At 66.4% G+C, this 17459-nt stretch carries 20 protein-coding genes; 11 read left to right on the top strand and 9 right to left on the bottom strand.

Going from position 1 to position 17459, the window contains the following annotated elements:
- The first annotated feature begins 112 nt into the window (after nucleotides 1–112).
- The 8 genes from ACSFB7_RS35065 to ACSFB7_RS35030 are packed head-to-tail and all read left to right on the top strand — an operon-like array spanning nucleotide 113 to nucleotide 6901.
- On the top strand, nucleotides 113–1792 hold the full coding sequence (locus tag ACSFB7_RS35065) for a CTP synthase (RefSeq protein ID WP_435476940.1): 1680 nt from the start codon (nucleotides 113–115) through the stop codon (nucleotides 1790–1792).
- On the top strand, nucleotides 1789–2646 hold the full coding sequence (kdsA, locus tag ACSFB7_RS35060; protein ID WP_435476939.1) for a 3-deoxy-8-phosphooctulonate synthase: 858 nt from the start codon (nucleotides 1789–1791) through the stop codon (nucleotides 2644–2646). The genes ACSFB7_RS35065 and kdsA overlap by 4 nt, the downstream gene beginning before the upstream one ends.
- Nucleotides 2643–2933, top strand: coding sequence for a DUF1330 domain-containing protein (locus ACSFB7_RS35055; protein WP_093237059.1), 291 nt, complete (start codon nucleotides 2643–2645; stop codon nucleotides 2931–2933). Before kdsA ends, ACSFB7_RS35055 begins: the two co-directional genes overlap by 4 nt.
- A 52-nt stretch (nucleotides 2934–2985) precedes the next feature.
- Nucleotides 2986–4269, top strand: coding sequence for a phosphopyruvate hydratase (eno, locus tag ACSFB7_RS35050; protein WP_187109018.1), 1284 nt, complete (start codon nucleotides 2986–2988; stop codon nucleotides 4267–4269).
- A gap of 15 nt (nucleotides 4270–4284) precedes the next feature.
- On the top strand, nucleotides 4285–4563 hold the full coding sequence (ftsB, locus tag ACSFB7_RS35045; protein WP_435476938.1) for a cell division protein FtsB: 279 nt from the start codon (nucleotides 4285–4287) through the stop codon (nucleotides 4561–4563).
- A gap of 22 nt (nucleotides 4564–4585) precedes the next feature.
- A complete protein-coding gene (gene pnuC, locus ACSFB7_RS35040) occupies nucleotides 4586–5215 on the top strand; it encodes a nicotinamide riboside transporter PnuC (RefSeq protein WP_435476937.1) in 630 nt (209 codons plus the stop codon).
- Entirely contained in the window at nucleotides 5212–5883 is a 672-nt protein-coding gene (locus tag ACSFB7_RS35035) for an AAA family ATPase (protein ID WP_435476936.1), read from the top strand. Before pnuC ends, ACSFB7_RS35035 begins: the two co-directional genes overlap by 4 nt.
- Before the next feature lie 40 nt (nucleotides 5884–5923).
- A complete protein-coding gene (locus tag ACSFB7_RS35030) occupies nucleotides 5924–6901 on the top strand; it encodes a hypothetical protein (protein WP_435476934.1) in 978 nt (325 codons plus the stop codon).
- A gap of 33 nt (nucleotides 6902–6934) precedes the next feature.
- Here the strand turns inward: ACSFB7_RS35030 and hslO are convergent, their stop codons facing one another.
- Together hslO and ACSFB7_RS35020 are read right to left on the bottom strand one after the other, a co-directional pair.
- A complete protein-coding gene (gene hslO / locus ACSFB7_RS35025) occupies nucleotides 6935–7933 on the bottom strand; it encodes an Hsp33 family molecular chaperone HslO (protein WP_435476933.1) in 999 nt (332 codons plus the stop codon).
- A 37-nt stretch (nucleotides 7934–7970) separates the two neighbouring features.
- Nucleotides 7971–8495: a gamma carbonic anhydrase family protein gene (locus tag ACSFB7_RS35020; RefSeq protein ID WP_187109013.1), complete on the bottom strand. Its 525-nt coding sequence runs from the start codon at nucleotides 8493–8495 to the stop codon at nucleotides 7971–7973.
- Nucleotides 8496–8532: 37 nt separating this feature from the next.
- Between ACSFB7_RS35020 and ACSFB7_RS35015 the strand changes: the two genes are divergently transcribed.
- Together ACSFB7_RS35015 and ACSFB7_RS35010 are read left to right on the top strand one after the other, a co-directional pair.
- On the top strand, nucleotides 8533–9345 hold the full coding sequence (locus tag ACSFB7_RS35015; protein WP_435476932.1) for a ferritin-like domain-containing protein: 813 nt from the start codon (nucleotides 8533–8535) through the stop codon (nucleotides 9343–9345).
- The gene (locus tag ACSFB7_RS35010) at nucleotides 9342–10028 is read left to right on the top strand and encodes a pentapeptide repeat-containing protein (RefSeq protein WP_435476931.1); all 687 of its coding nucleotides are present in this window, start codon (nucleotides 9342–9344) and stop codon (nucleotides 10026–10028) included. Before ACSFB7_RS35015 ends, ACSFB7_RS35010 begins: the two co-directional genes overlap by 4 nt.
- A gap of 2 nt (nucleotides 10029–10030) precedes the next feature.
- On the opposite strand, the gene ACSFB7_RS35005 is transcribed toward ACSFB7_RS35010, so the two are convergent.
- The 7 genes from ACSFB7_RS35005 to ACSFB7_RS34975 form a co-directional block, all read right to left on the bottom strand.
- Nucleotides 10031–10516 carry a MaoC family dehydratase gene (locus ACSFB7_RS35005; protein WP_435476930.1) on the bottom strand — a complete coding sequence of 162 codons (486 nt, stop codon included), beginning with the start codon at nucleotides 10514–10516 and terminating at the stop codon, nucleotides 10031–10033.
- Between the two features lie 46 nt (nucleotides 10517–10562).
- On the bottom strand, nucleotides 10563–11696 hold the full coding sequence (locus ACSFB7_RS35000; protein WP_435476929.1) for a thiolase family protein: 1134 nt from the start codon (nucleotides 11694–11696) through the stop codon (nucleotides 10563–10565).
- A gap of 96 nt (nucleotides 11697–11792) precedes the next feature.
- Nucleotides 11793–12371 (bottom strand): TetR/AcrR family transcriptional regulator, encoded by a 579-nt coding sequence (locus tag ACSFB7_RS34995; protein ID WP_435476928.1) that lies wholly within the window; start codon nucleotides 12369–12371, stop codon nucleotides 11793–11795.
- Between the two features lie 55 nt (nucleotides 12372–12426).
- Nucleotides 12427–13425: a Bug family tripartite tricarboxylate transporter substrate binding protein gene (locus ACSFB7_RS34990; protein WP_435476927.1), complete on the bottom strand. Its 999-nt coding sequence runs from the start codon at nucleotides 13423–13425 to the stop codon at nucleotides 12427–12429.
- Nucleotides 13426–13448: 23 nt separating this feature from the next.
- Complete coding sequence (locus ACSFB7_RS34985; protein WP_435476926.1) at nucleotides 13449–14414, bottom strand: Bug family tripartite tricarboxylate transporter substrate binding protein; 966 nt, start codon at nucleotides 14412–14414, stop codon at nucleotides 13449–13451.
- Between the two features lie 57 nt (nucleotides 14415–14471).
- Entirely contained in the window at nucleotides 14472–15392 is a 921-nt protein-coding gene (gene xerD / locus ACSFB7_RS34980) for a site-specific tyrosine recombinase XerD (RefSeq protein WP_435476974.1), read from the bottom strand.
- A gap of 67 nt (nucleotides 15393–15459) precedes the next feature.
- Nucleotides 15460–16434, bottom strand: coding sequence for a tripartite tricarboxylate transporter substrate binding protein BugE (locus ACSFB7_RS34975; protein WP_435476925.1), 975 nt, complete (start codon nucleotides 16432–16434; stop codon nucleotides 15460–15462).
- Between the two features lie 103 nt (nucleotides 16435–16537).
- Between ACSFB7_RS34975 and ACSFB7_RS34970 the strand changes: the two genes are divergently transcribed.
- Nucleotides 16538–17455 carry an AEC family transporter gene (locus ACSFB7_RS34970; RefSeq protein ID WP_435476973.1) on the top strand — a complete coding sequence of 306 codons (918 nt, stop codon included), beginning with the start codon at nucleotides 16538–16540 and terminating at the stop codon, nucleotides 17453–17455.
- Nucleotides 17456–17459: the final 4 nt, after the last annotated feature.

Raw genomic sequence — 17459 nt, 5'->3', positions numbered from 1 at the left:
TTGCTCACATGCCATTCGGCGCATGGCAACAAGCCCTTAGCCAAAGGTGTCGCGAAGGGCACACCTATAATCGCAATTTCCCACTGCCCGGATTCACGTGTCCGGAACTGGCATGACCAAATTTGTCTTCGTCACCGGTGGTGTCGTATCTTCCCTTGGCAAGGGAATCGCCTCCGCCTCGCTCGCCGCGATCCTCGAATCGCGCGGCCTTCAAGTCACCCTCATCAAGCTCGATCCGTACATCAATGTCGACCCCGGCACGATGTCACCGTTCCAGCATGGCGAAGTGTTCGTCACCGATGACGGCGCCGAGACCGACCTCGACCTCGGCCACTACGAGCGCTTCATCAACACGCGGATGCGCAAGGCCAACAACTTCACGACCGGCCAGATCTACAAGACCGTGCTCGAAAAAGAGCGCCGCGGCGACTACCTCGGCAAGACGGTGCAGGTGATCCCGCACATCACCAACGAAATCCAGGAATACATCAAGCGCGGCGCCGGCATCGGCACCTCGCACGAAGTCGACGTGGCCATCGTCGAAATCGGCGGCACCGTGGGCGACATCGAGTCGCTGCCCTTCCTCGAAGCCGTGCGCCAGATGAGCCTGCGCAACGGCCCGAACAACTCGGCCTTCGTGCACCTGTCGTACGTGCCCTGGATCGCCGCCGCCGGCGAACTCAAGACCAAGCCGACCCAGCACACGGCCAAGGAACTGCGCGCCATCGGCATCCAGGCCGACGTGCTGCTGTGCCGCGCCGACCGCCCGATTCCCGACGACGAGCGCGCCAAGATCTCGCTGTTCTCGAACGTGCCCGAATGGGGCGTCATCTCGATGTGGGACGTGGACACCATCTACAAGGTGCCCCGCATGCTGCACGAACAGGGCCTGGACGGCCTGATCTGCGACAAGCTGCGCATCAACACCCCGCCCGCCAAGCTGCAGCGCTGGGACGACCTGGTCTACGAAGTCGAGCATCCGCAGCAGGAAGTGTCGATTGCCATGGTCGGCAAGTACGTCGACCTGTCGGACAGCTACAAGTCGCTGAACGAAGCCCTGCGCCACGCCGGCATGAAGAACCATGCCCGCGTGAAGATCGACTACATCGACTCCGAAACGATCACGGCGCAAGACGTGTCGCGCCTGGCCAAGTACGACGCGATCCTGGTGCCCGGCGGCTTCGGCCAGCGCGGTGTCGAAGGCAAGATCGCGGCCGCCCGCTTCGCCCGCGAAGGCAAGGTGCCCTACCTCGGCATCTGCCTGGGCATGCAGGTCGCCACCATCGAATACGCCCGCCACGTGGCCGGTCTGAAGAACGCCAACAGCACCGAATTCGACCCGGAAACCCCCACCCCCGTGATCGCGCTGATCACCGAGTGGAAGGACGCCGACGGCACCGTCAAGACGCGCGACGAGAAGTCCGACCTCGGCGGCACCATGCGCCTGGGCGCGCAAAGCTCCGACGTGGCAGCCGGCACGCTGGCCCACAGCATCTACGGCGACGTGGTCACCGAGCGCCACCGCCACCGCTACGAAGCCAACGTCAACTACCTGGACGAGCTGCGTGCAGCCGGCCTCGTGATCTCGGCGCTCACGCAGCGCGAGCACCTGACCGAAATCGTCGAGCTGCCGCAAAGCGTGCACCCCTGGTTCATGGGCGTGCAGTTCCACCCCGAGTTCAAGTCGACCCCGTGGGGCGGCCATCCGCTGTTCAACGCCTTCATCAAGGCCGCGCTCGAACACAAGGACAAGGGCGCGGGCAGCACCAAGACGCTGAAGGCCGTCGCATGAAGCTTTGCGGATTCGACATCGGGCTCGACCAGCCTTTTTTCCTGATCGCCGGCCCCTGCGTGATCGAATCCGAGCAGTTGCAGATGGACACCGCCGGCACGCTGAAGGAAATCACTTCGGCGCTCGGCATTCCGTTCATCTTCAAGAGCAGCTTCGACAAGGCCAACCGCTCGTCGGGCACCAGCTTTCGCGGCCCCGGCCGCGACAAGGGCCTTGAAATCCTCGCGAAGGTCAAGCGCGAACTCGGCCTGCCCGTGCTGACCGACGTGCACACCCTCGAGGACATCACCGAGGCCGCCAAGGTGGTCGACGTGCTGCAGACGCCCGCCTTCCTGTGCCGCCAGACCGACTTCATCCACGCCGCGGCGCAGTCGGGCAAGCCGGTCAACATCAAGAAGGGCCAGTTCCTCGCACCGCACGACATGAAGAACGTGATCGACAAGGCGCGCGCTGCCGCCAAGGAAGCGGGCCTGGACGAAGACAGCTTCATGGCCTGCGAACGCGGCGCCAGCTTCGGCTACAACAACCTCGTGTCGGACATGCGCTCGCTCGCGATCATGCGCGAGACCAAGGCGCCGGTGGTGTTCGATGCAACCCACTCGGTGCAGCTGCCGGGCGGCCAGGGCACGACCTCGGGCGGCCAGCGCGAAATGGTGCCGGTGCTCTCGCGCGCGGCCGTGGCGGTCGGCGTGGCGGGCCTGTTCATGGAAACCCACCCGGACCCCGCACACGCCATGAGCGACGGCCCCAACGCCGTGCCGCTCAAGCACATGAAGGCCCTGCTCGAAACGCTGCTGGCGCTCGACCGGGTCACCAAGAAAAATGCTTTTCTAGAGGACAGTTTTCAAGCATGAGCAGCGGATACGTCATTGCCCACGTCGAGGTCACGAACCCGACGCAGTACGAGGAATACAAGAAGTGGTCCAGCGTCGCGATGCAGGCGCATGGCGCCGAAGTCTGCGTGCGCGGCGGCCAGATCCAGCCGCTCGAAGGCGACTGGAAGCCGACCCGCGTGGTCGTGCTCAAATTCCCCAGCTTCGAGAAGGCCAAGGCCTTCTACGACACGCCCGAATACCTCAAGGCCCGCGAAGCGCGTGCCGGCGCCGCCATCATGAACATGATCGCGGTCGAAGGTCTTTGACCCCTTTTTTGCAAGCGAACTCCCCAAAGAGACCCAGAGAGAAAGACAAAAGATGAGTGCAATCGTTGACATCGTCGGCCGCGAAATTCTCGACAGCCGAGGCAACCCCACCGTCGAGTGCGACGTGCTGCTCGAATCGGGCACCATGGGCCGCGCGGCCGTGCCTTCGGGCGCATCGACCGGATCGCGCGAAGCCATCGAGCTGCGCGACGGCGACAAGAGCCGCTACCTCGGCAAGGGCGTGCTCAAGGCGGTGGAGAACATCAACACCGAGATCTCGGAAGCCGTGCTCGGCCTGGACGCCAGCGAACAGGCTTTTCTCGATCGCACCATGATCGACCTGGACGGCACCGACAACAAGGCCCGCCTGGGTGCCAACGCCACCCTCGCCGTGTCGATGGCCGTGGCACGCGCCGCGGCCGAAGAATCGGGCCTGCCGCTGTACCGCTACTTCGGCGGCATGGGCGGCATGCAATTGCCGGTGCCGATGATGAACGTCATCAACGGCGGCGCACACGCCAACAACAGCCTCGACCTGCAGGAGTTCATGATCATCCCCGTGGGCGCCAAGAGCTTCCGCGAGGCCGTGCGCTATGGCGCCGAAGTGTTCCATGCCCTGAAGAAGATCCTGGGCGACCGCGGCATCAGCACGGCGGTCGGCGACGAAGGCGGCTTCGCCCCCAGCGTCGAAAGCCATGAAGCGGCGATCCAGCTGATCCTCGAAGCCATCGACAAGGCCGGCTACGTGGCAGGCGAACAGATCGCGCTGGGCCTAGACTGCGCAGCCAGCGAGTTCTACAAGGACGGCAACTACGTGCTGTCCGGCGAGAACCTCACGCTGTCGGCCGGCAACTGGGTCGACATGCTGTCGACCTGGGTCGACAAGTACCCGATCATCAGCATCGAAGACGGCATGCACGAAGGCGACTGGGACGGCTGGAAGCTGCTCACCGACCGCCTGGGCAAGCGCGTGCAACTGGTGGGCGACGACCTGTTCGTCACCAACACCAAGATCCTGCAAGAGGGCATCGACAAGGGCATCGCCAACTCGATCCTGATCAAGATCAACCAGATCGGCACGCTGACCGAAACCTTCGCCGCCATCGAGATGGCCAAGCGCGCGGGCTACACGGCCGTCATTTCGCACCGTTCGGGCGAAACCGAGGACAGCACCATCGCCGACATCGCCGTGGGCACCAACGCCGGCCAGATCAAGACCGGCTCGCTGTCGCGCTCGGACCGCATCGCCAAGTACAACCAGCTGCTGCGCATCGAAGAAGACCTCGGCGACATCGCCAGCTACCCTGGCCGCGGCGCGTTCTACAACCTGAAGTAAGGCCCTGCCTGCGGCATGCGCGCGCGCTTCGTTCCACCGATCATCCTGCTGCTCCTGCTGGCCGTCCTGCAGTGGCAGCTGTGGAACGGGCGCGGCAGCCTGCGCGACGTGCAGCAGATGCAGACCCGGCTGACCGACCAGAAGGAAGCCAACGCCAAGGCTGCACTGAACAACGAGCGGCTCACGTCCGAGGTCAACGACCTCAAGGACGGGCTCGAAATGGTCGAGGAACGTGCGCGGGCGGAACTCGGCATGGTCAAACCGAACGAAGTGTTCGTACAGATCGCACACTGACCCTTCACCACCCCGTCCGCTGATGCCCGAGCTTCTCTCGGCCCCCGCCTTTGCGCTGTGGGGCTCCCCTGTCAGCTGGCTTGAACTCGTCGCTGCCGTCCTGGCGCTTGCCATGGTCGGCTGCAACATGCGCGAGATCCACTGGGGCTGGCCGCTGGCCATCATCAGCTCGCTGCTCTACGTGATGGTTTTCGCCAGGGCGCGCATCTATGGCGATGCGTCACTGCAGGTCTTCTTTGCCTTCGTGGCGCTGTGGGGCTGGTTGCAGTGGCTGCTCGGCCACCGGCTCGATGGCAGTGCGCTGCGGGTCAGCCGGCTCTCGCCGCGCGGCATCGCTTTCACGCTGGTCGCCTGTGCGCTGGCATGGCCGGCCGTCGCCCTCTTCCTTCGCCGCTTCACCGACACCGACGTGCCCTGGTGGGACGGCTTCGCCACCGGCCTGAGCCTTGTCGGGCAGTTCCTGCTGGGACGCAAGTTCATCGAGAACTGGCTGGTCTGGCTGGCCGTGAACGTGGTGAGCGTGGGCCTGTTCATCCACAAGGGCCTGTGGCTCACCGTCGGCCTCTATGCGGTGTTCGCCGTGCTCAGCGTGGCCGGCTACCTGGCATGGCGGCAACGCCTGCCTGCTGCTGTTTCGGCGGTGCGCGCATGACACCCACGCTGCCGACCGGCTGCATCATCGCGGTGCTCGGCGCCGAGAGCACGGGCAAGACCGCGCTGGCGACGGCGCTGGTGCAGCGCCTGCGGGACCGTGGCACCCCGGCGACGATGGTCGGCGAGTACCTGCGCGAATGGTGCGAGCGCGAAGGCCGCACGCCGCGCCCCGACGAGCAACAAGCCATCGCCGACGAGCAGACCCGCCGCATCGATGCCGCAGCCGTCACCGGCGTTGTGGTGGCCGACACCACCGCCGTCATGACCGCCGTCTACAGCGAGTTGCTGTTCGACGACCGCTCGCTCCATGCCGATGCGCTCGCAGCCCAGCGGCGCTGCGCCATCACCCTGCTCACCGCACTCGACATCCCCTGGGTGGCCGACGACATGCGCGACGGCCCGCACGCCCGCCAGCCGACCGACACGCTGGTGCGCGCCGCGCTCACGGGCGCCGGGCTGTCGTTCGCCGTGGTGCATGGCACCGGCGGTGAACGGCTGGCCAGCGCATGGAACGCCATCAACGCCATCGCCGGCAGCGAAGGCCGGGCGCGAGCACGTGGCCGGGCCGACGCGAAGCCCGCCTCGTGGTCATGGCCTTGCGAGAAATGCTCAGACCCGGAATGCGAACATCGGCTTTTCACCGACCTGATCGGGCGGCGCGAGTAAACATCGACGACGGCCGGCCGACACCTCTTCCGGAGACTTGATGCCCTTGCGCCCTGCGACGTTCTTCTTTCTGCCCGCCTTCATCGCCACGCTGCTGGCAACCCACGCGGCCATCGCGGCGCCCGTTGCAGCCACCGTCGAGAACGGCACCACTCCCACGGCCTGCGCCGAAGAAGACAACGTGTCGATGGTGCTGCGCGGCGACGGCATCCGCCGCATGCGCATCGAAGCGCTGCAGCCCGACTACCTCGACAAGATCGGCAACGACGTTACTGCGCCTGATTTCTCGGGCTGCAACTTCGACGGCGGCGCGCATCCCACCGACCCGGCCCATCGCTTCAAGAAGCGCACCGTGGTGCTGCTCGACAACGCCGAATTGCGCATCGTCGGCATGACGCTGCCGACCTTCTGGCGGCCGCAACGCGTGCCGGTGCAGGTCGGTGCGCGCAGCGATCGCGGCTTCCATCTGCTGCAGGTGTTCAAGAAGGAAAACGGCAAGGCGCTCGAAGCCATCGTGCTCTATCCGTCGGACGGCTATTGGCGGCTCAAGCCGCTGCCGGAAGCGCGCTTCGGTGACGGCGCTTATGGCTCGTCGTTCCTGCTCGGCCCGGTCGAGCAGGCGGGCCGGCCGGTGGTCAACATCGCGTCGATCCGCATCGTGCCGAAGCCGTTGGCGATCCACCTGCGCTTCACCAACGGCGGAACTGCGGTGGCGCGGGTCGATGAGATCAGCCGTGCCCGCACCGCGCTCGACGTAACGCTCTCCGCACCGACCGCGAGCGCACAGCCCTTCGCCGTGTTGCGCTCGATGTACGTCGCGGCGGACAACGCCGACATGAGCGAAGTGCGCTGGCAGGAATCGCCAAATGCAGCATCGCAAGCCAGACCGCTGCCGGAAGTGAAGGCGCTGCAGGCAACGCAGGTGCGCTTCGGACGGAGCCTGCCCTCGAAGCACAACACGAGCGCACCCGACATCGAGTTCAGCAGCTTCGACAACGAGGCGGGCCCGCGCAAGTGAAGCAGCAGGCCGGCTCGAACGCCGGCCGATACATTACTGAACGATCGGGCTGCCCGGAATCTGCTCGGTCGGCGGCCTGAAGATCTGCGCCGCGTCGATCGCGTCGAAGCGGTACTGCTTGCCGCAGAAGTCGCAGCCCACCTCGATGTCGCCGCGCTCGGCCAGGATCTCCTCGGCCTCTTCGGCGCCCAGCCCGCGGATCATCTGCGCCACGCGTTCGCGTCCGCAGGTGCAGGCAAAGTGCGGGCCGAGCGCGCCGGCCTGCGGCTCGAAGCGCAGCAGCTTTTCTTCCCAGAACAGGCGGTGAAGAATGGTCTCGATGTCGAGCGTGAGCAGTTCGTCGCGCGTCAGGCTCGACGCGAGGATCGAGATGCGGTTGTAGTCCTCGTTCAGGCCGATCTGGTCTTCGTTGCCCTGGTCGCGGTCCTTGTCGGACGTGCCTTCGAGATTGCCCTCGCCCTTCACAGGCAGGCGCTGGATCAGCAGGCCGGCCGCCACCTTGTCGTCGGCCGCCAGCACCAGCGTGGTGTCGAGCTGTTCGCTTTGCAGCATGTAGTGCTGCAGCACGTCGCTGAGCTTGCCGAGCTTGTCGCCGTTGTCGTCGAACAGCGGCACCACGCCCTGGTATGGAGTGGCGCCCGGCAGCTTGTCCTTGGGGTCGAGCGTGATCGCGCAACGGCCCTTGTTGTTCACGTTGACCATGTCGGGCAGGTGCGCATCGGCCGGCAGGTCACCGATGACCTTGGCGGTGGCGCGAATGCTCAGGTCGGGCTTGGCCTCGGCCACGGCCACCTTGACCGGACCGTCGCCGAAGATCTGCAGGATCAGCGCGCCGTTGAACTTGATGTTCGACTGCATCAGCGTGGCCGCGGCAGTCATCTCGCCGAGCAGTTCGGCCACCGGCGGCGGGTACGGGCCGGTGGAAGTGTTGGAGGCGCGCCGCGCAAGAATCTCCTGCCACGCATCTGTCAGGCGCACGATCATGCCGCGCACCGGCAGGCCATCGAACAGGAATTTGTGCAGCTCGCTCAAAACGTTTTCTTTCTCTGTGTGCCCAAGACCGAACCGGTCAGGCGATCTTCTTGAGGCCCTTCGCGAAGCGATGGGCGTTTTCTACATAGTGCTCTGCGCTCTGGCGCAGCCGGGCGGCCGCGGCGTCATCGAGGGTGCGCACCACCTTGGCGGGCGAGCCGATGATGAGGGAGTTGTCCGGAAATTCCTTGCCCTCGGTCACGACGCTGCCGGCGCCAACGATCGAGTTGCGGCCGATCTTCGCGTTATTCAAGATCACCGCCTGGATGCCGATCAGCGAGTTGTCGCCGACGGTGCAGCCATGCAGCATCACCTGGTGGCCCACGGTGACGTTGTCGCCAATGGTCAGCGGGCAGCCGATGTCGGCGTGCAGCACCGACAGGTCCTGGATGTTGCTGTTGCGCCCGATGGTCAGCGTCTCGGTGTCGCCCCGCAGCACGGCGCCGAACCACACGCTCGCGTTCTCGGCCAGCTTGACGTTGCCCATGACCTGCGCGCTGTCGGCCACCCATGCGCCGTTGCCGAGCGTCGGCGCAACGCCGTCCAATTCATAAATCGCCATCGTGGTTGTCTCCGGGGGCAAAACTAGAATTGTAGGGATGCACCCTCGATTGAGCGCGCTGGCCGCGCTGCGACTGACTGACCCTGAACAAAAGGTGGCTGCAACGCGCGCCGCTGCTGCGCTTGGCGCTACCGATTCAATAGCAACCGCCCCTGTTCGCACGGCGGGCGACGACATCGGCGTGCCGGGCCGCCCCGAGCGCCCGCTGCGCGTGTCCGCCACCGCCGTGCAGAAGCGCTCGCCCTTCACGCCCGACGGCCGCGCCGCGCTGATCCATTCGATCTGCCACATCGAGTTCAACGCGATCAACCTCGCGCTCGACGCCGTGTGGCGCTACGACGGCATGCCCGAGACCTACTACCGCGACTGGCTGCGCGTGGCCGACGAAGAGGCGCAGCACTTCTCGATGCTGCATGCACACCTGCAGGACATGGGCCACCGCTATGGCGACTTTCCGGGCCACGACGGCCTCTGGAACATGTGCGAGAAAACCAAGGACAACGTGCTCGCCCGCATGGCGCTGGTGCCGCGCACGCTGGAGGCGCGCGGGCTTGACGCCACGCCGCTGATCCAGGCCAAGCTCAAGCGCGTGAACACGCCCGATGCGCTGCGCGCTGTCGAGATCCTCGACATCATCCTGCGCGACGAAGTGGGCCATGTGGCCATCGGCAACCACTGGTACCGCTGGCTGTGCGAGCGCGCGGGCATCGACCCCGAAGCCTCTTACCCCGCATTGGTCGCGCGCTACGACGCGCCGCGCCACAAGCCGCCCTTCAACCTCGAAGCACGCAGCCGGGCGGGCTTCAGCCCCGAGGAACTGCGTGCGCTGACCGACTCCCGACCCGAATGAGCCCTGTGATTTCAGACCAGACCTGGTCGCGCCCCGACCTGCTGGTCTGCCTGCAAGACCGCAAGGGCGCCGAGCCCCTGCATTTCGAACGCTGCGATTTCGACGAGGCCGACCTGTCGCGGCTCGACCTGCGCGGCGCGCAGTTCACGCTGTGCAACTTCGCCGAGACCTCGTTCGACCGCACCCTGCTGTCGGACACCCGCTGGGCCGGATGCAAGGCGCGCCAGGCCGACTTCGGCCTGGCGGACCTGACGAACGCGCGCTTTCAGGACTGCGACCTGAACAACACGCAGTGGTCGCGCGCCAAGATGGCCTCGGCCTTCTTCACCGGCGTGAAGCTCACGGGCGCGCACTTCGGCGAAGTGTCTGCACTGGGCATCGGCTTCAAGGATTCGCTGCTGGTCGATGCGCATCTGCGCGGCATGTCGTTCCGCAAGCAGAAGCTCGAACAGCTCGACTTCTCCGAAGCCGACCTGTCGGGCTGCGATTTCCGCGAGGCGGTGTTCGAGGGCGGCAGCCTGCGCAACGCGCACCTGAAGCTCGCTCGCTTCGAAGGCGCCGACTTGCGCGAGGTCGATCTGGGCGGGCTGCGGCTCGCGAATGCGGCCCAGTTCAAGGGCGCCACCATCTCGCACCGGCAGGCCGCCTCGCTGGTCGAGGAGTTGGGCCTGCGCGTGGTCTGAACTCAGGCCGAGGCTGGTGCCGGCCTGCTGTGCACCACCAGCTTCGGCGTGAAGTACTGAAGCACTTCGCCGCGCTGGTTGCGCGTCTGGCAACGCATCGTGACCATTGCGCGGCCGGGCTTGGAGCGCGAAGGCGTGATGTCCACCACCTCGCTCACCACGTGCAGCACGTCGCCGGGGCGCGTGGGCTTGGGCCATTGCAGTTCGCCGCCCGAACCGATGATGCCGTCGGCCAGCGGAATGCCGCTGTCCACCAGCAGCTTCATCGTGAGGGCGGCCGTGTGCCAGCCGCTCGCCGCGAGGCCGCCGAAGAAGGTGTTCTTCGCGGCCTCTTCGTCGGTGTGAAAGGGCTGCGGATCGAACTGCAGCGCAAAGGCCTTGATCTGCGCCACGTCGAGCAGATGCTCACCGCTTTGGAAGCGGTCGCCGACCGACAGGTCTTCGAGGTACAGCGATCGCTTTGCGCCCGCTTCAGGGAGTGCAGCCATGGAGGTTCCTTGTTGTTCCTGCCGGCATTCTCGACCGAAGCAGGCCTCAGACGCGTTCGAGGATGGTCGCGATGCCCTGCCCGCCGCCGATGCATTGCGTGGCCAGCGCGTAGCGGCCCTTCTCGCGCGCCAGCAGCGACGCCGCCTTGCCCGTGATGCGCGCGCCGGTCGCGCCCAGCGGATGGCCGATGGACAGGCCGCCGCCGTCGAGGTTGATCTTCGACGGATCGAGGCCCAGGTCCCGGATGCAGGCCAGCGCCTGCGACGAGAAGGCTTCGTTGATCTCGATCACGTCAAGGTCCGATGCGCTCAGGCCCGCGCGTGCCAGCGCCTTGCGGGTCGCGGGAATCGGGCCGATGCCCATGATGGCCGGATCGACGCCCACGGTCGCGAACGAGCGGATGCGCGCCAGCGCCTGCAGGCCGTGCTTCGCGGCGAAGGCATCGCTGGTGACGAGCACCATGGCCGCGCCATCGGTCAGCGGCGACGAGGTGCCGGCCGTGACCACGCCGTCCGGTCGGAAGGCGGGCTTGAGGTTTGCCAATGCTTCGGCCGAGGTCGTGGGTCGGATGCAGCCGTCCGCATCGATCACGTCGCCCGACGCCAGGCGCACCGGCACGATCTCGCCAGCGAGACGGCCTTCGGCGCGTGCGGCGGCGGCCTTGCGGTGCGATTCCACCGCGAAGGCTTCCTGATCGGCACGGCTCACGTTCCAGCGCTGCGCGACGTTCTCGGCGGTCTCACCCATCGAGATGTAGGCGTCGGTGTTCGCCAGCAGCTCGGGGCTGGGCGAGAAGTTGAAGCCGCCCTGCGGCACCATCGTCATCGACTCCACGCCCACGCACAGAAAAGCGTCGCCCATGCCCGCCTCGATCTGCGCGGCGGCGATGTGCACGGCCTGCATCGACGAGCCGCAGAAGCGATTGACCGTCATGCCGCCCACTTCATGCGGCAGGCCGGCGAGCAGCCCGACGATGCGCGCGAGGTTGTTGCCCTGCGAGGCTTCGGGGTAGGCGCAACCCAGGATGATGTCTTCGAGCAGCGCGGGGTCGAGGTCGGTGCGCTTGAGCAGGCCACTGACCACGCCGGCGGCGAGCGTGTCGGGCCGGACTTCGGCGAGCGCGCCCTTCTTCGAGAAATGGAAGGGCGAGCGGGCATAGGCGGAAATGACGGCTTTCATGAGAACTCTCCTTGGTGCAAATACCTACCATCCAATCGGTAGGCTTCGAGGTCAAAAAATAGGCACGCCCCGCGTGCCTGCGATGCAGCCCGACCGTCAGCCGGGCAATGAACCCTTCAGTTGCGCGATGGCTTCGTCGAAGTCTTCGACACGGCCGGTCATGCGCGATGTGATCAGTGCGCCCTGGCAGACGGAAAACACATAGGCGGCCAGCGACGCCACGGGGAGGCTGCCCTTCCCGCGCGCCGGCGCCAGCGCGCCGAGCACGCCGGTGAGCCACATCACTTGCGTGTTGCGCAGCTCCTGCACCGCCTGGCGCAGGTCTTCGTTGATGCAATCCCAGCCCGGCGCCAGCGCCCCGGCTGGGCACACGCCAGAGCCGGCCCGCAGCGTGTTGCGGTACATGCGGAAATAGGATTCGAGCGCGTCTTTGGGCTCGCGCGCCCGTGCTGCGTCCCAGTCCTTGAAGAACTGGGTGGCCTGGCGGATCACGGCCACGCCCAGCGCTTCCTTGGTCGGGAAGTGGTGGTACAGGCTGGCCTTGCGGACACCGACCGCATCGGCCACGTCCTGGAAGCTGAAGCCCAGGTACGAACGTGTTTCGATGAGCTTGCGCGCCACACCGAGGATCTGGTCCCGGGTGCTGCCGCTGGCGAGGGCTGTGGCGCTGGTCATCTACCTACTATAAGGTAGGGAACATCCCACCACAAGCCAAGGTGTCATCCAGGCGTCAGTCGGCCTTGATGCTCGCGGCCTTCACGATGCGGCCATTGCTCTCGAACTCGCTGGCGATTTCCTTGGCAAAGGCCGCAGGGCTGCCGCCGGTAGGCACGTTGTCGGTGGCCGTGAGCTTGGCGCGCAGCTCGGGGCTGGCCAGCGCCTTGTTGATCTCGGCGTTGTACCGGGCGATCAGCGCGGGCGGCGTGGCTGCGGGCGCGAACACGCCGAACACCGAATTGATGTTCGCCGCCTTGTAGCCCAGCTCGCCCAGCGTGGGCACCTGCGGCAGGCTTTCGAGCCGCGCCGGCGCACCCACGGCCAGCGGGCGCAGCTTGCCCGACTGGATGTGCGAGGAAAGCGTCGGGCTCGCATTGGTCGACAAAATCTCGAACTGCCCGCCGATCGCATCGTTGAGCTGCTGACCGCCGCCCTTGTAGGGCACGTGCGTGATGTCCACGCCCGCCGCCGCATGCAACTGCTCCAGCACGATGTGCCCCAGCGACGCCGAGCCCGAGGTGGCCCAGCGCACCGCGCCCGGATGCGCCTTGGCATCGTCGATCAGCGCGCGGAAGTCCTTCGCCTTGCTGGCCGGCGTGGCGATCAGCAGCACCGGCGAATACATCACGCTCGCCACCGGTGCCACGTCCTTCAGCGGATCGAAGGGCAGCTTGCCCAGGTGCGGGCTCAGCACCAGCGGGCTGATGGCCGAAAAGCCCAGCGTCGCGCCATCGGGCGCGGCCTTGGCTACCGCGTCCATGCCGATGGCGCCGCTGGCACCCGCGCGGTTGTCGACGATCACCGTGGTGCCCATCTGCGCGGCGAGCCGGTCGCCCAATGCACGCGCGACCACGTCGCTGACACCGCCTGCCGGGTACGCGACGATGAGGCGCAAGGTCTTGGGAACGGCCGCCTGCTGCGCGTGCGCGCCGGAGGCCGCGCACAGCGCAGCAACGGCCAGGAGCCGCGTCGCCGTGCGGCGCGAATGCTTCGAGGAAGCGAGAAAGTTCATGGTGATGCCTGCGTGAGATGCCTTCAGTCCAGCTGCAGCTTGCGCTCCTTGATCAGCCTGGACCACTTCTCATTGTCCGCCTTGACGAAGGCCGCGAACTCGACCGGGCCAAGCGAATGCACCTCGGCACCGGCCGCAGTGAACTTCGCGCGGATGGCCGGTTGCGCCAGCGCCTTGGCCAGCTCGCCCGACAACCGATCGACCACCTCCTTCGGCATGCCGGCCGGCCCTACGAGCCCCTGGAAGCCGACCGCCTCCATGCCCGCCAGGCCGAGTTCTTTCACCGTCGGCACATCGGGCAGTTGCGGGTCGCGCGCGGGCCCGGTCACCGCCAGCGCCTTGAGCTTGCCGCCCTTGACCTGCGGCAGCAGCACGCTGCCCGCGTCGATGAGGATCTGCGTCTGCCCGCCGAGCAGGTCCTGCACCGCAGGCGCGCTGCCCTTGTAAGGCACGTGCGTCATGTCGAGCCCCGTCACCTGGTTCATCAGCTCGCCGTTCAGGTGCGTCGATGTGCCATTGCCGCCCGAGGCAAAGTTGACCTTGCCCGGCTGCCCCTTGGCCCACGCGACGAACTCCTTGAGGTTCTTCGCCGGATGGTCCGGCCGCGTCACCGCGATGTAGCTGCCCTGGCTGATCTGGCCGATGTAGGTGAACTGCTTGATCGGGTCGTACGGCGGCTTGCTCTGCAGATACGGCGCAATCGCGAACGGGCCCGTGTTGGCCAGCAGCAGCGTGTAGCCGTCGGCCGGCTGGCGCGTGAGTTCGGTGGCCGCGATCATGCCGCTCGCGCCGGGCCTGTAGTCGACCACCAGTTGCTGCTTGAGCGCCTCCTGCAGCGGCACCTGCACCGTGCGCGCCGCGAAGTCGATGCCGCCGCCCGGCGGGTAGCCGACGATCAGGCGGATGGGCTTGGCGGTGGGAAAGCCTTGCGCCATTGCGCCGGCACTGGCGGCCAGCAATGCCGCCGCGATCCAGATGTTCTTCCTCATGAACGGAGTCTCCTTATTGTTTATTTGAACGAACGAACGAAAGAAAACCGCGCGCCCTCATCCGCGCGGGTGGTGCTGCGCATGCAGCTGCTTGAGGCGCTCGCGCGCCACATGGGTGTAGATGGTGGTGGTCGAAATGTCCGCGTGGCCGAGCAGCAACTGCACCGCGCGCAGGTCCACGCCGTGGTTCAGCAGGTGCGTGGCGAAGGCGTGCCGCAGCGTGTGCGGCGACAGCGGCACATGAATGCCCGCAGCGGCCGCCTGCTTCTTCACGATGACCCAGAACATCACCCGCGTCATGCCCGAGCCGCGCGCGGTCACGAACAGGTCGGGCGTCTGCTGGCCGTCGAGGATGACGGGGCGCGACTCTTCGAGATAGCGTTCGATCCAGCGACGCGCCTCGCCGCCGAAGGGCACGAGGCGCTCCTTGTTGCCCTTGCCGAGCACGCGCAGCACGCCATCGTTCAGGCTCATGTCGATGGCCTTGAGCGCCACCAGCTCGCTCACGCGCAGGCCGCTCGCGTACATCAGCTCCAGCATCGCGCGGTCGCGCAGGCCGAGCGGCGATTCGACATCAGGCGCGGCCAGCAGGTCATCGACCTGCTTTTCCGACAGCGTCTTGATGGCGCGCGGCATCTGCCGCGCGGGCGCGAGCCGGATGCTCGGGTCGGCCGTGATGCGCCGCTCGCGCAGCGCCCAGCGAAAGTAGCGCTTGAACACGGTGAGCCGGCGGTTGGCCGACGTGGCCTTGCCCTTGGTGGACAGGCGCGCGCCCATGTAGGCCTGCAGATCGATCTCTTGCGCGGCGTTGAGTGCGGCGCCGCTGCGCTGCGCATGCAGCCATTGCGCGAACAGCGCCAGGTCGCGCCGGTAGGCGGCCAGCGTGTTCTTCGACAGGCCGTCCTCCAGCCAGAGGGCGTCGATGAAATCGTCGATGTCGGGCGTGGATGGAGCGGTGGGAGCAGCGGCCTCGGTCATGCGTTGCAAGATAACAAAAAGAAAAAGCCGCCCGTGGTGCGGGCGGCTTTCGTCAAAAGAAAACCAATCAGTCGAGCTTCAGGTTCTGCTTTTTCACGACCTGCTTGTAGACCTCGAACTCGGCCTTGATCTGCGCGGCGAACTGCTCGGGCGTGTTGGCCACGATCAGCGAGCCGGTGTCCTCGATGCGCTTGCGCACTGCAGGTTCTTCAACCGCCTTCTTCACGCCGGCGCTGATCTTGTCGACCACTTCCTTCGGCAGGCCCTTGGGGCCGAGGATGCCGTAGTAAGCCATGCGATTGACCGGCTCCAGGCCGACTTCCTTGAAGGTCGGCACATTGGGCAGCGCGGCCAGGCGCTGCGGCGCCGACACCACGATCGGGATCAGCCGGCCGCTGGTGATGAAGGGCATGGCCGAAGGGATGTTGTCGAACATGATCGGCACTTGCCCGGCCACCACGTCGTTCAGCGCCGGGCCCGCGCCGCGGTACGGGATGTGCGTGACGAAGGTGCCGGTGAGGTTCTTGTACAGCTCCATCAGCAGATGGCCGATGCCGCCCGTGCCCGACGAGGCGTACGAGTACTTGCCGGGGTTCTTCTTCAGCTCGGCCACGAACTCGGCGTAGTTCTTCGCCGGGAAGCTCGGGTTGACCGCAATGATGTTCGGCGTGGCCGCGATGTTGGTGATCGGCGTGAAGTCGTTGATCGGGTCGTACGGCGTCTTCGGGTTGATTGCCGGGTTGGCTGCCGTGCTCGATACGGTGGCCACGCCCAGCTTGTAGCCGTCGGGCGTGGCGCGCGCGGTTTCGGCTGCGCCGACGATGCCGCCGCCACCGGCGCGGTTGATCACCACCACCGGCTGGCCCAGGATCTTGCCCAGCGGATCGGAGATGACACGCGCCACGATGTCCGTCGTGCCACCGGGAGCGAACGGCACGCTCAGTTCGACCGGCTTGGTGGGATAGCCCTGCGCAAAACTCTGGCCTGCAACCGCGACCAGCGCGGCGGCCCCCACCAGGGTGCTCCATTGACGACGTTGCATCGATAACTCCTTGATTTGACTCATGTCGAAAAAACGAAAGCCCGGATGCTAGCGGCAAGGGGGCGGTTTCCGTGCTCTGGAATACCCACGGTCCGGCCGGTTTATCCTCGAAGCGGTGAACTACGCGCAGCTTCTCTTTCCCGACTTTTCCCTCATCGCCATCGGCTGGCTCCTGTGCCGCTACACCGCGCTCGACCGCCGCGTGTGGGACCAGGTCGAGAGCCTCGTCTACTACTTTCTTTTTCCGGTGCTGCTGTTCCACTCGATCGTGCGCAGCCCGCTCGATTTCGGTGCAACCTCGAACCTGCTGACCGCGGGCCTGTGCATCGGCGCCTGCGGCATCGCGCTGGCCTACGCCCTGCCCTTCGTGCCCGGCCTCGGCTCGCACATCGACCGCCGCGACCATGCGGCCAGCGCCCAGGTCGCGTTCCGCTTCAACTCGTTCATCTGTCTCGCGCTGGCCGAGCGGCTGGCGGGGTCCGAAGGCCTGCTGCTGATCGCGGTGCTGATCGGCGTGTGCGTGCCCATCTTCAACATCGCGGCCGTGTGGCCGATGACGCGGCATGCGCAGACTGGCTTCGTGCGGCAACTGGTGCGCAACCCGCTGATCGTCGCGACCGTGGCGGGGCTGCTGGCCAATGTGCTGGGGTTCACCGTGCCAAGCTGGGCCACGCCGACGCTCACACGCATCGGCGCCGCGTCGCTGGCGCTCGGGCTGCTGGCCGCTGGAGCGGGCATGAAGTTCTCGACGCTGGGCACGGGCAAGGTGCTGGCGGTGTCGATACTGGCCATCCGGCACCTGATCCTGCCGCTGGTCGCATGGGGGCTGGCGCTGGCGTTGCGGCTCGACGCGATGCAGGCCTCGGTGCTGATGGCTTTTTCCGCCGTGCCGACCGCGTCGAGCGCTTACGTGCTGGCGGCACGCATGGGCTACAACGGGCCGTATGTGGCGGGGCTGGTGACGCTGTCGACCTTGCTCGGGGTGTTGAGCCTGCCGTTTGCGCTGGCCCTGCCGAGGTAAGCCG

The sequence above is a fragment of the Variovorax raffinosi genome, assembly GCF_051216615.1.
GTDB lineage: Bacteria > Pseudomonadota > Gammaproteobacteria > Burkholderiales > Burkholderiaceae_C > Variovorax.
This window is presented reverse-complemented; position numbering and strand designations above follow the sequence as displayed.

What these genes read in the sequence shown, in the direction of transcription:
- ACSFB7_RS35065 (WP_435476940.1), top strand. Translation starts at nt 113, where the DNA reads ATGACCAAATTTGTCTTCGTCACCGGTGGTGTCGTATCTTCCCTTGGC.
- kdsA (WP_435476939.1), top strand. Translation starts at nt 1,789, where the DNA reads ATGAAGCTTTGCGGATTCGACATCGGGCTCGACCAGCCTTTTTTCCTG.
- ACSFB7_RS35055 (WP_093237059.1), top strand. Translation starts at nt 2,643, where the DNA reads ATGAGCAGCGGATACGTCATTGCCCACGTCGAGGTCACGAACCCGACG.
- eno (WP_187109018.1), top strand. Translation starts at nt 2,986, where the DNA reads ATGAGTGCAATCGTTGACATCGTCGGCCGCGAAATTCTCGACAGCCGA.
- ftsB (WP_435476938.1), top strand. Translation starts at nt 4,285, where the DNA reads ATGCGCGCGCGCTTCGTTCCACCGATCATCCTGCTGCTCCTGCTGGCC.
- pnuC (WP_435476937.1), top strand. Translation starts at nt 4,586, where the DNA reads ATGCCCGAGCTTCTCTCGGCCCCCGCCTTTGCGCTGTGGGGCTCCCCT.
- ACSFB7_RS35035 (WP_435476936.1), top strand. Translation starts at nt 5,212, where the DNA reads ATGACACCCACGCTGCCGACCGGCTGCATCATCGCGGTGCTCGGCGCC.
- ACSFB7_RS35030 (WP_435476934.1), top strand. Translation starts at nt 5,924, where the DNA reads ATGCCCTTGCGCCCTGCGACGTTCTTCTTTCTGCCCGCCTTCATCGCC.
- ACSFB7_RS35020 (WP_187109013.1), bottom strand. Translation starts at nt 8,495, where the DNA reads ATGGCGATTTATGAATTGGACGGCGTTGCGCCGACGCTCGGCAACGGC.
- ACSFB7_RS35015 (WP_435476932.1), top strand. Translation starts at nt 8,533, where the DNA reads ATGCACCCTCGATTGAGCGCGCTGGCCGCGCTGCGACTGACTGACCCT.
- ACSFB7_RS35010 (WP_435476931.1), top strand. Translation starts at nt 9,342, where the DNA reads ATGAGCCCTGTGATTTCAGACCAGACCTGGTCGCGCCCCGACCTGCTG.
- ACSFB7_RS35005 (WP_435476930.1), bottom strand. Translation starts at nt 10,516, where the DNA reads ATGGCTGCACTCCCTGAAGCGGGCGCAAAGCGATCGCTGTACCTCGAA.
- ACSFB7_RS35000 (WP_435476929.1), bottom strand. Translation starts at nt 11,696, where the DNA reads ATGAAAGCCGTCATTTCCGCCTATGCCCGCTCGCCCTTCCATTTCTCG.
- ACSFB7_RS34995 (WP_435476928.1), bottom strand. Translation starts at nt 12,371, where the DNA reads ATGACCAGCGCCACAGCCCTCGCCAGCGGCAGCACCCGGGACCAGATC.
- ACSFB7_RS34990 (WP_435476927.1), bottom strand. Translation starts at nt 13,425, where the DNA reads ATGAACTTTCTCGCTTCCTCGAAGCATTCGCGCCGCACGGCGACGCGG.
- ACSFB7_RS34985 (WP_435476926.1), bottom strand. Translation starts at nt 14,414, where the DNA reads ATGAGGAAGAACATCTGGATCGCGGCGGCATTGCTGGCCGCCAGTGCC.
- xerD (WP_435476974.1), bottom strand. Translation starts at nt 15,392, where the DNA reads ATGACCGAGGCCGCTGCTCCCACCGCTCCATCCACGCCCGACATCGAC.
- ACSFB7_RS34975 (WP_435476925.1), bottom strand. Translation starts at nt 16,434, where the DNA reads ATGCAACGTCGTCAATGGAGCACCCTGGTGGGGGCCGCCGCGCTGGTC.